At 63.5% G+C, this 10,223-nt stretch carries 9 protein-coding genes and 2 pseudogenes; 3 read left to right on the top strand and 8 right to left on the bottom strand.

What is annotated here, in order from left to right:
• The 7 genes and pseudogenes from FRC96_RS01700 to gyrA form a co-directional block, all read right to left on the bottom strand.
• Nucleotides 1-514 (bottom strand): annotated as a pseudogene (locus tag FRC96_RS01700) (hypothetical protein); the annotation flags it as partial.
• 12 nt (nt 515-526) lie between these two features.
• Nucleotides 527-619 (bottom strand): annotated as a pseudogene (locus FRC96_RS22790) (zinc-ribbon domain-containing protein); the annotation flags it as partial.
• 254 nt (nt 620-873) lie between these two features.
• Entirely contained in the window at nt 874-1,227 is a 354-nt protein-coding gene (gene atpE / locus FRC96_RS01695; RefSeq protein ID WP_146972316.1) for an ATP synthase F0 subunit C, read from the bottom strand.
• 125 nt (nt 1,228-1,352) lie between these two features.
• On the bottom strand, nt 1,353-2,132 hold the full coding sequence (gene atpB, locus FRC96_RS01690) for a F0F1 ATP synthase subunit A (protein WP_146972315.1): 780 nt from the start codon (nt 2,130-2,132) through the stop codon (nt 1,353-1,355).
• 3 nt (nt 2,133-2,135) lie between these two features.
• Complete coding sequence (locus FRC96_RS01685) at nt 2,136-2,552, bottom strand: ATP synthase subunit I (protein WP_146972314.1); 417 nt, start codon at nt 2,550-2,552, stop codon at nt 2,136-2,138.
• Nucleotides 2,552-2,806: an AtpZ/AtpI family protein gene (locus FRC96_RS01680; RefSeq protein WP_146972313.1), complete on the bottom strand. Its 255-nt coding sequence runs from the start codon at nt 2,804-2,806 to the stop codon at nt 2,552-2,554. The genes FRC96_RS01685 and FRC96_RS01680 overlap by 1 nt, the downstream gene beginning before the upstream one ends.
• A 118-nt stretch (nt 2,807-2,924) precedes the next feature.
• A complete protein-coding gene (gene gyrA / locus FRC96_RS01675; RefSeq protein WP_146972312.1) occupies nt 2,925-5,495 on the bottom strand; it encodes a DNA gyrase subunit A in 2,571 nt (856 codons plus the stop codon).
• A 397-nt stretch (nt 5,496-5,892) separates the two neighbouring features.
• Here gyrA and FRC96_RS01670 point away from each other — a divergent pair, with 397 nt between their 5' ends.
• Complete coding sequence (locus tag FRC96_RS01670) at nt 5,893-6,600, top strand: sigma-70 family RNA polymerase sigma factor (protein WP_146972311.1); 708 nt, start codon at nt 5,893-5,895, stop codon at nt 6,598-6,600.
• Between the two features lie 144 nt (nt 6,601-6,744).
• On the opposite strand, the gene FRC96_RS01665 is transcribed toward FRC96_RS01670, so the two are convergent.
• Nucleotides 6,745-8,349, bottom strand: coding sequence for an HD domain-containing phosphohydrolase (locus tag FRC96_RS01665; RefSeq protein WP_146972310.1), 1,605 nt, complete (start codon nt 8,347-8,349; stop codon nt 6,745-6,747).
• Between the two features lie 176 nt (nt 8,350-8,525).
• Between FRC96_RS01665 and FRC96_RS01660 the strand changes: the two genes are divergently transcribed.
• Both FRC96_RS01660 and FRC96_RS01655 read left to right on the top strand, forming a co-directional pair.
• Nucleotides 8,526-9,086 (top strand): hypothetical protein, encoded by a 561-nt coding sequence (locus FRC96_RS01660; protein WP_146972309.1) that lies wholly within the window; start codon nt 8,526-8,528, stop codon nt 9,084-9,086.
• 47 nt (nt 9,087-9,133) lie between these two features.
• Nucleotides 9,134-10,219, top strand: a complete 1,086-nt coding sequence (locus FRC96_RS01655) for a prepilin peptidase (protein ID WP_146972308.1) — start codon at nt 9,134-9,136, stop codon at nt 10,217-10,219.
• The last annotated feature ends 4 nt before the right edge of the window (nt 10,220-10,223 follow it).

Here is a 10,223-nt window from a genome sequence, read left to right as displayed (position 1 = left end):
TTGTGTTAAAGGCCGGCGCTCCGGCCGGAGGCGGGGTGGGCTCCGCCGACGCCGAGAGACGCTGGGCCGGCATCGCCTGCTCCACCACCGGCGGCGGAGCGATCTCGGTGGCCGGGCCCCCATCCTCAGGCATCGAGGGCGGCCCGCCGGCCGGGCGCGCTCCCAGATGCTGCAGGCTCTTCTGCACGATGTCTGGCGAGAGCTCCTGGGTGTGGAGGTCGTCCTCCTCAGCCGCCGCGCCCAGTCCGGGCAACGCCCCGCTTGCCAGCGGGTTGGACATCTCAATGGTCTGATCGCCACCCCCGTCACCGAACATCGAGGCGAAATCCGGAAGCTCCGCCCCCGACATCACCTCCGTCTTGGCGACCTCATCCTCAACCGGCGGCGCCGCGTTCTGGGCGGCGGCCTTGTTCTGATTCATCGAGTTGAGGAGCTCATGGATATTGGGGCGCTCGGCGATCGAGGTCTTATCCGCCTCATGCTCCGGCTCCGCCGGCGCCTCCGGGTACACCACAAAGGCGTGCGCACAGGAAGGACACTTGATCTTGCCCCCCGAGGGCGGAATGTTGGCGTCATTGACGCGATATCGCGATGAACAGCTGGGACACTGGACGATCATTCCGTGGTCTGCTCCGGATGGGATGGATCAAGCGAGAAACGCAGCGCGCGCCCGGGGCCATGATGAGCTCAGGGCCTGTAGCGCGGTCGCTGCATTCGCGCCGAGGGCAGGCTTACGCCGCCCTCCTCAAGGGGCCGCATTAGACCACACGCCCCCACCCCACGCAAGAAGGAGGCCGGGCGCTTTTTTGCCCTTCAGAGCACAAAAAAAGCCCGGCCGAAGCCGGGCTTTTTTTCACATCGTCAACCTGCGACTTAGAGCGCCGCGGTGATGTCGATGTTAAGGACCATCAGAATCGAGATAACGAACGCGTAAATCACGAGCGACTCGATCAGGGCCAGACCCAGAATCAGCGGGGTGAAGAGCTTGCCGGCCGCGCCCGGGTTGCGCGCGATACCTTCAAGAGCCGCCGACGCCGCGCGGCCCTGACCCAGCGAACCACCCAGCGCGGCCAGGCCGACACCGAAGGCCGCAGCAGCGCCCAACCAGGCGTAGGTCGTGAAGACGTTATCGGCCGCAGCAGCGGTGCCCTGGGCAAACGCCGAGGTGCTCCAGAGTGCGACAATAGCGAAGGTGCTCAAAAACGTGATCGTGGATTTCTTCAGCATGGACTGCGTCCTCCTAGCTCGCGCGACGCCAACTCTTTTGCGGCGTGCGCCATTGTGACGGGTATCAATGTGTTGATACGCCCTGATGAAAGCCGTCTAGGCCAACAACCTTTCTGGCGAGTCGTTTAATGGTCTTCGTGCTCAATGGCAAGGGCGATGTAAATGCTGGACAACAGGCAGAAGACCAACGCCTGAATCGTGCACACCAGCAGCCCCAGGAAGAGGAACGGCACCGGGATAAGAATCGGGATGCTGAACATCCCGGAGGCCAGATCTCCAAACACGCCCAACACCATGTGGTCACCGGTCATGTTCCCGGTCAGACGCACCGAGAGAGAGACCGGGCGGAAGGCGTGTCCCACCAATTCGATGATGAAAATCAAGGGAGCCAGCAGAAGAATCGGCCCCATAAAGTGTTTGATATACCCCATCCCCTGCTCCATGAAGCCGGAGACGTTGTACACCAGAAAGACCACAATCGCGCAGGCCAGACCGGTGTTGAGGTTGGAGGTCGGCGGGGCAAAACCCACCACAAGCCCCATCAAGTTGCCCAGGTAGATGTAGACGGCCAACGAGGCGATCAGCGGGAAGAACTTCTTGGCCGCCTTCTCACCCATCAGGTCGCTCATCATGCCCATCACGGCATCGAAGAGGACCTCGAAGAAGCCGGTGACGGAGAACTTACCGACCGGCACCAGCGCCTCATCACGGTTGCTGTATTTGCGTCGGGCGATCAGAGCGAGCACCGTAATCAACACGACGAGCACGCCGGTGAAGACCACGTGGGTCGCCGTCACCGTCCCCGCCGGGTTAAGCAGCGGATCGCCGAAGATGTGGTTCCAGCCCTCGCCATGCTCTTGTTCGGCAAACGCGGGGATGAGGTCTAAAAACGTATAGTCAGCCATGAACTACGTGCTCTCGTTGTCGTCGGCGTCGTCATCTGTGCTGCGGCGATCGCGGCGCGTTAAAACTGCCTGCCAGGCCAGCGCGGGTAACAACACTTTGTAGCCGAGGATAAAACCTACGGCGTGGGCACTCAGGGTCGAAAGGCAAAACCAGATCGCGAAGAACAAAATCGCCAGCTTAAACGCCAGAACAACAGCCCAGCCTGCTGCGCCGGGGTTGCCGTCGATGGCGCCCTTGATCATCTTCGCCACCACAAACGCGGTCACTCTCAGGCTGAGCGCGCTGGTCAGCGTTCCCAGGGCCATCGAGTAGCCGAAGCGTGGCGAGAGCGCCCAGGCCGTCACCAGCGCCAGGAGGGCTCCCAGCGCGAGCATGCGCCAGAAGACCCCGTCGACGAAGCTACGGTCGAGCGTGGCCATCAGTCTTCACCTTGTGTTTTCAAAAACCGTTGCGAGATCTTCCAGACGTGCCACCCGGCGCCGAGCATTGCCAGCGCCATCGTCACCAGGAGCAAGACCGGGGCGGTGTTGAAGCGTTCGTCGAGGCGAGTGCCGATGAAAGCGCCGCCGAGTACAATGCCGACAAACTCAAAGCCCAGGGCTCCGATCGCGCCGGCCACAAGCCAGGGGCTTTTTGTGGATGAACGCGACTCGTCTTCTGGTGGAGAGGCCATCTAAATCACCTCGCGCCGTGCTCTGGAAAATGCCCGCAGACCGTGTCTGCAAGCGCCTCCCCGAGCAGCGGCGCGCACCCTGTAACACAGGGAATTGAGGGGCGTCAACCGCCTCAAATCAACTGTCTTCGCCGGACTCGTCATCGGCGGATTCTTCGCCGGCGGAGGCGGCCTCCTCGGGGCTCTCATCGCCTTGAATCTCGACACCCTCACCGCCCTCTGCCAGCGCCTCACCCTCAAGCTCCTCGTCCTCCTCCTCGGCGACCAGCGCCGCGATGGAGACGACCAACTCGTCGTCGTCCAGGCTCATCACGCGCACGCCCTGGGTGTTGCGCCCGTAGGTCGAGATCTGCTCGACGCGGGTGCGCAGCACCTGGCCCTTGTCGGTGATCATCATCAGCTCATTGGTGTCGTCGACCACCCGAATGCCCACCAGCATGCCGTTGCGCTCGTTGGTCTTGATGGTGACCACCCCTTTGCCGCCACGGCGCTGCAGGGGGTACTCATCGAGCACCGTGCGTTTGCCATAGCCGCGCTCGGTGATGGTGAGGATCGTGGAGTGATCATCGCCTGCAGGGACCACGTCCATGCCCACGAGCGTGTCGCCCTCGCGGAAGCGCATCCCGTAGACACCGGCGGCCACGCGCCCCATCGGGCGCACGTCTTCTTCGTGGAAGCAGATCGCCTGGCCATCACTGCTGGCCAGGAAGATGCGATCGTCGCCTCCGGTGGCGCGCACGCTGATGAGCTCGTCGTTATCGTCTTTAAAGCCCAGCGCGATGATGCCGCCGGCGTGCACGTTGGCGTACGCCATCAGATCGGTCTTCTTGATCACGCCCTGGCGGGTGGCGGTGACGATGTAGCGGCCCTCCTCAAACTCCTCAAAGGGCAGGATCGCCTTGATTTTCTCATCCTGCTCGATCGGCAAGAGGTTGACCACCGCTTTGCCGCGCGTGGTGCGCGAGCCCTGTGGGAGCTCGTGCACCATCAACTTGTAGACCTTACCCACCGAGGTGAAGATCAACAGGTTGGTGTGGGTCGAGGCTACAAACATATCGGTGACGAAGTCTTCGTCTTTGGTGTCCATCCCGCGCTTGCCACGGCCGCCGCGGTGCTGGGCGCGGTACTCGCTCAGCGGGGTGCGCTTGATGTAGCCGGCGTGGCTGAGCGTGACCACCATGTCTTCTTCAGCGATCAGGTCGAGATCGGAGAGCTCGGTGACGTTGTGCAGGATCTCGGTGCGGCGCTCGTCGGCGTAGGCGTCGAGCACCTCGTTGAGCTCCTCGACGATCACGGCCATCAGCTTCTTCTCGTCGGCCAGAATGCCGCGCAGGCGGTCGATCTCGGCGAGCACTTCGGCCAGCTCTTCGAGGATCTTGTCGCGCTCCAGACCGGTGAGCTTCTGCAGGCGCATATCGAGGATGGCCTGGGACTGGCGCTCGCTGAGCGCGAAGCGGCTCATCAGCCCCTCGCGCGCCTCGTTTGGCGAGGCCGAGGCGCGGATCAGCGCGATGACCTCGTCGAGGTGGTCGAGCGCGATCTTGAGGCCCTCCAAAATATGAGCGCGCTCTTCGGCCTTGCGCAGCTCATAGATGGTGCGGCGGGTGACCACATCGCGGCGGAAGTCGATGAAGTGGTTGAGCACCTCTTTGAGGCTCATGATGCGGGGCTGACCGTGAACGATCGCCAGCATGATGATGCCGAAGGACGACTGCATCGCCGTCATCTTGTAGAGGTTGTTGAGCACGACGGCCGGGATCATGTCGCGGCGAAGTTCAATGACGATGCGCATGCCGTCGCGGTCGGACTCATCGCGCAGATCGGTGATGCCTTCGAGGCGCTTGTCGCGGGCCAGCTCGGCGATCTTCTCGATGAGACGCGCCTTATTGACCTGGTAGGGGAGCTCGGTGACGACGATGGAGCTCTTGCCGCGCTTCTCGTCCTCTTCGATGATCGCGCGGGCGCGCATCTTGATGATGCCGCGTCCCTCGGCGTAGGCGTCGCGCAGCCCGCGCGCGCCATACATGATGCCGGCGGTCGGGAAGTCGGGCCCGGGGATATGCTGCATCAACCCTTCGACATCGATCTCCGGGTTCTCGATCAGCGCCAGCGTGCCGCGGATCACCTCGCCCAGGTTATGCGGTGGGATGTTGGTGCTCATCCCGACGGCGATACCCGAGGAGCCGTTGATCAACAGGTTGGGGATGCGCGTGGGCAGGACCGCCGGCTCTTCGATGGTGTCATCGTAGTTGGGGATCCACTCGACGGTCTCTTTGTCGATGTCGCTCAAGAGTTCTTGAGCGACTCGCGCCATACGCACTTCGGTGTAACGCATGGCCGCGGCCGGGTCGCCGTCGACCGAGCCGAAGTTGCCCTGGCCGTCCACCAGGGGCACGCGCATGTTGAAGTCCTGAGCCAGACGCACCAACGCGTCATAGACCGAGGAGTCGCCGTGGGGGTGGTACTTACCGATGACATCACCGACGATACGCGCCGACTTCTTGTAGGCGGCGTTCCAGCGGTTCCCCAGCTCATGCTGGGCAAAGAGGATACGCCGGTGCACCGGCTTAAGTCCGTCGCGAACATCCGGCAGCGCTCGCCCAATGATCACGCTCATGGCGTAGTCCATATAGGACTGGCGGATCTCTTCTTCGATATTGATCGGAATGATGCTGACCGAATCCGTCATCGCGTTCCCTTCACCAAAGCGGGTCGTTTCATTCGTTTGAGAAGCTCCCGACGTGAGCGGGCGCTCAAGCGGGGCCTAAAGCCGCGGAACCCTACCAAGGAGGGGGCGATCTCACAAGTGAGTCCGCCCGCAGCTCCGCACCTCTGAGGTGGTCTCTGACGAAGCGGTGCATAGCTTGAGGCTAAGACACATCTTCGGGTGTGTCAGCGCGCCTGCCGCACGGGCTGAGTTTAAGTGAGAGCGGAACTTTTCACTTCCAGCGCAGATTTTTTGCAGAACTTTGAAACCTTCTCCCCCCGGCCGGCGTCTTACACATGAACACCGCGTGATCCCTCCTCTCCCCTCCCCCACAGGGCCGGAGCGGCGAGTTGCGATAAAAGACGAAAGGAGTCCCCCCATGCTCAAGCTCAACGAATTCAATCGCTCCGACTCCGACTCCCCCAAAAACGAGGGGTTCGAGGAGACGGCCCTCACCCACCTCGATGAGCTCTACGCCACGGCGTTGCGATACACCAAGAACGAGAAAGACGCCGAAGACCTCGTCCAGGAAACCTTCATCAAGGCGTACACCAACTGGCACCGCTTTGAGCAGGGCACCAACTGCCGCGCGTGGCTCTTCACGATCCTCACCAACACCTTCATCAACAAGTACCGCCGTAAGAAGAAGGAGCGTGAGATCCTCAACGCCGATGACCTGCGCCCGATCGAGGAGAACTTCTTCGATCGCGAACGCACCGAGTTCTACAACAGCCCGGAGCGCGAGTCGGTTCAGAAGAGCTTTACCCACGAGCTTCAGGATGCCCTGGAGCAGCTCAGCGACGAGTTCCGCACCGTCGTGGTGCTCGCTGACCTCAACGACTTCTCCTACAAGGAGATCGCTCACATCCTGGACTGCCCGGTAGGAACGGTGATGAGCCGGCTCTTCCGCGGACGCAAGATGATGCGCGAGCTGCTTGTGGAGACAGCGTATGAGCGCGGCATTATCCGCGACATGGAGCCCTTTTTGCACGAGGAGTCCAACCGCACCCGACGCTCGGTGCGGCGCGAGAAGCTCAACGCCATCAAAGAAGAGCGCGACGACGACGCGGTGGAAGCTGCCTCCTGACCACCGCCTCGCTCGCCAGCGGGCCCGTCCCCACGCCGGGCCCACGAAAAAACCTCCCGGGATGACCCCGGGAGGTTTTTTTATGTCTGGGCGCTCACGTCTGCGCGCCCGCTCTATCAACAGCTCAGGCGAAACGGCTCACACTCAACCGGTCGCCGGCGAGCCGGGCTCCTCGGAGCCGGGCTCTTCATCGGCCGGATCGAGGAGCGCGCGCCAGCGCTCCGCCTTGGAGCTCTGGTCGCGGCGGTCGCGGCTCATCTCGCGCACAAACACCTCCACGATCGCCGGGTCGAACTGCGAGCCGGCGCAGCTCTCGATCTCCTGCATGGCGACCTCGTGCGGAAGGGCGCGGCGGTAGGCGCGGTGCGAGGTCATCGCGTCGTAGGTGTCGGCCACCGCCAGGATGCGCGCCATCAGCGGGATCGCTTCGCCCTTGAGTCCCACCGGGTAACCGCGACCGTCCCAGCGCTCGTGGTGATGGTAGACCCCGGGGATGAGCGGGTGCAGAAAACGAATCGGCTGCAAGATCCATTTGCCACGCGTGGTGTGGCTCTTGAACATCTCATACTCCGACTCGGTGAGCGGGTCGGCTTTGTTGAGCTCTTCAAAGCGAATGCCCAGCTTACCGATGTCGTGCATCAGGGCGCTGTCGGCGATGCGCTCAACTTCCTCCGCTCCAAGCCCCATGCCGACAGCGATCTGGCGCGCGTAGCGGCTGACGCGGTCGGAGTGGCCGCGGGTATAAGGGTCGCGATCTTCGAGGATGTTGGCCAACGCCTGGATCGTCTGCTTGAAGGTCTGCTGCAGATCGCCATAGAGGCGCGCGTTATCCATCGCGGCGGCCGCTCGCCCCACCATGATCGCCAGGAGTTTGCGTTTGCTCTCGCGGAAGGCCGGCCGCGGCTCAAAGCGCGCGGCGATCAGGACGCCCAGAAGCTGGTCGTTGGCGCAGAGGGGCGCGCAGAAGATCGATCGCGGCAGCGGACGGGCACTCAACCCGAGCCCGGCGATCTCCTCGCTGTTCAGGACCCGCGCGCTCTTCGTGGTGCAGATGCCGGCCATGACCTTCGGGGTTATGCCCGCCAGAAAGGCCATCCCCGGCGCGCTGTGCGAGGCATCGAGCCAGCGCGCGCCCTCTTCCAGGACCTCGCTGCCGGGCGCGCTCGGCCGCCACAACCCGACCACATCGGCCTCGGCCTGAACGCCGATGGTCTCCACAAGAAGATCGTGGACGTGGCCCTCGGCCAGGCTTTTGCCCAGCTGCTCGGTGACGTCGTAAAGATCGACAAGCTCCTTGAGGCGCACGTTCTCGCGCTCCAGGCGCTTCTTCTCAAGGCCGCGCTCAATGACGCGGATGACATCATCCACTTTAAAGGGCTTGAGCAGGTAGTCGTAGGCGCCCACCTTCATCGCGGCGATCGCGGTCTCCACGGTGCCATAACCGGTCATCATCAAGGGCACCGCCCAGGGGTGGTCGCGGCAGACATGCTCCATCAGCTCGATGCCGTTCATCCCGGGCATTTGCAGATCGATCAGCGCCACGTCAACCGGGCGCTCTTTGAGCGCAACCAGCGCCTTCTCGGCGGTGGGCACGGCGAGCACGTCGTAGCCTTCCATTCCCAGAAAATCGACGAGCACGTCGCGGATGGTCGACTCATCGTCGACCACCAGCACTCGAACCGGCCTGATCTCCCCGGAGGGAACTTCGTCGCGCACCATCGTGTTGGACCTGGGTTGAGACTTCACCATGCGAACTTCAAAGAGCTATCACAGCGCTATTTTATGCGTCAAACTCGCCACTTTCGGGGGTGGTCCCCCGGGAATGCTCGCGGGACCCGGCGGCGTTGCCTCCTGGCGATCGGGCGTGCTAGTCAGCGGCTCTCAAGGTCCCCCCACGCCGATACATCTTCTTGCAGGAACCTTCGATGAGCTCGCGCGCTCCTGACTCCACCACCCAAGACGCGCCGTCCCCGGCGCGCTCCACCGAGGCGGCCCCGGTCGTCCTCGGTGAGCGCAGCGGTGCGGCTGCGCCTGCGGTGCGGTTGCTCCCGGGCCGCGTGGAGGCTTCACGGGTGCTCTACCCGGGCTATCTGCTGGTGTGGGTCGGCGCGTCGCTGGCCTCGCTCTTTGCCTGGCGGCGGGCGGAATGGCACCCGCTGATGGTCTTTGTGGGCTGGGGGGGGCTCTTCTGCTGGTACTGGGTCTACGGCGTGGCCTACCGCTACCGCCGCCGGCTGATGAAGGTGCTCGCTGTGGGGATGTCGGCGCTGGTCGGGGCGGTGCTCATCTGGGTGAGCGCCACCCGTGCGGCGCCGATGCGCGTGCCGGTCGACGGCGTGTTGGTGGAGCGCGGCGCGCTCCTGCTCCCAGGCCTGGCCGCTGTGGCCACTACGCTGAGCCTCGCGTTGCTGATCGCGCACCTCCTCTACTTCGGGCGAGGCTACCGGGAGAAACGCGAGCGTGATAGCGTCGAGAGGCCGCGCTGATGCGTGCGCGGCGCCGACTTCCAGCTCCTCTTTCGACCTGAGTCTGCATGTCCGTCGACGTCTTCTTTTACGTGCTTACGGCCTTCGCGTTTATGCTGGGCGCGGTGGTGGGAAGTTTTCTCAACGTGGTGATCTACCGCGTCCCGGCGGGACTCTCGGTGGTACGCCCGGGCAGCCGATGTCCGCACTGCGAGACGCCCATCGCCTGGTACGACAACATCCCCATCCTCTCCTGGCTTATCTTAAGGGCGCGTTGCCGCAGCTGTAAGACGCCTATCCCGGCGCGCTACGCGCTGGTGGAGCTGCTAATGGGGGTGCTCTCGGCCGGGCTCTGGCTGAAAGTCTCATGGCGGCATTTTGCGATGCTTGGCGAACCCTGGCGCGCGGGGTTTCCGCCGCCGGTGGCCAGCCTGGAGCAGCTCCCGTGGAGCTCGATGGGGGTGGCCTTCGGGCTCTACTTCATCTTCATCGCGATGCTGGTGGTGATCACCTTTGTGGATCTGGATCATTACCTGATCCCGCACGAGTTCACGCTACCGACCATCGCCGTGGGCATCGTCGCGGCGTTTTTGCTCAACAGCGACACGGTGATGAGCCCGGGCTCCATGACGGCCTTTTTTCCGCCGGTGACCATCTCCATGAGCCTGATCGGCGCGGTGGTGGGCGCGGTGGTCGTGCTGGCGATCTTCTACCTCTATTTTGCCGCCCGCGGGGTCGAGGGCATCGGCGGTGGCGACCTGACGCTGATGGCCTTGATGGGCGCCTGGCTGGGCTGGCCGGCGCTGATCTTCATCTTTTTTGCGGCCAGCGTGCAGGGCCTGATCGCCGCAGGCCTGGGCACCCTGTTCGGTGCGGGTTTTGTTAAAGACTCCCGCGAGATCCTCGCCGAAGATGATCCCCGCGAGGTCGCCCGCCGCGCTCGTGAAGAGGCCGAGGCCGGCCAGGCAGATGAGCCCCCTGCTCCCTCCCCGGCCACCGATGCTCCCGACGCCGACGAGGCGGAAGACGAGGAGGGAGGCGGACTTGCCGTGCCCTTCGGCCCCTTCATTGTGCTTGCCGGGCTGGAGTTTTTCTTCGTCGGGGAGTTCATCCCGATGTACCTCTCGATGAGCTACCTCTACTACGGGCTCTGAGACG

Origin of the sequence: Lujinxingia vulgaris, from assembly GCF_007997005.1 — a bacterium.
In the GTDB taxonomy this organism is placed as follows: domain Bacteria; phylum Myxococcota_A; class Bradymonadia; order Bradymonadales; family Bradymonadaceae; genus Lujinxingia.
Note: the sequence above shows the minus strand (reverse complement) of the source record. Positions and strands in the feature narration are given on the sequence as shown.

Bases quoted from the DNA above. Each gene is read 5' to 3' on its own strand.
- atpE (WP_146972316.1), bottom strand. From the start codon at position 1,227: ATGCTGAAGAAATCCACGATCACGTTTTTGAGCACCTTCGCTATTGTC.
- atpB (WP_146972315.1), bottom strand. From the start codon at position 2,132: ATGGCTGACTATACGTTTTTAGACCTCATCCCCGCGTTTGCCGAACAA.
- FRC96_RS01685 (WP_146972314.1), bottom strand. From the start codon at position 2,552: ATGGCCACGCTCGACCGTAGCTTCGTCGACGGGGTCTTCTGGCGCATG.
- FRC96_RS01680 (WP_146972313.1), bottom strand. From the start codon at position 2,806: ATGGCCTCTCCACCAGAAGACGAGTCGCGTTCATCCACAAAAAGCCCC.
- gyrA (WP_146972312.1), bottom strand. From the start codon at position 5,495: ATGACGGATTCGGTCAGCATCATTCCGATCAATATCGAAGAAGAGATC.
- FRC96_RS01670 (WP_146972311.1), top strand. From the start codon at position 5,893: ATGCTCAAGCTCAACGAATTCAATCGCTCCGACTCCGACTCCCCCAAA.
- FRC96_RS01665 (WP_146972310.1), bottom strand. From the start codon at position 8,349: ATGGTGAAGTCTCAACCCAGGTCCAACACGATGGTGCGCGACGAAGTT.
- FRC96_RS01660 (WP_146972309.1), top strand. From the start codon at position 8,526: ATGAGCTCGCGCGCTCCTGACTCCACCACCCAAGACGCGCCGTCCCCG.
- FRC96_RS01655 (WP_146972308.1), top strand. From the start codon at position 9,134: ATGTCCGTCGACGTCTTCTTTTACGTGCTTACGGCCTTCGCGTTTATG.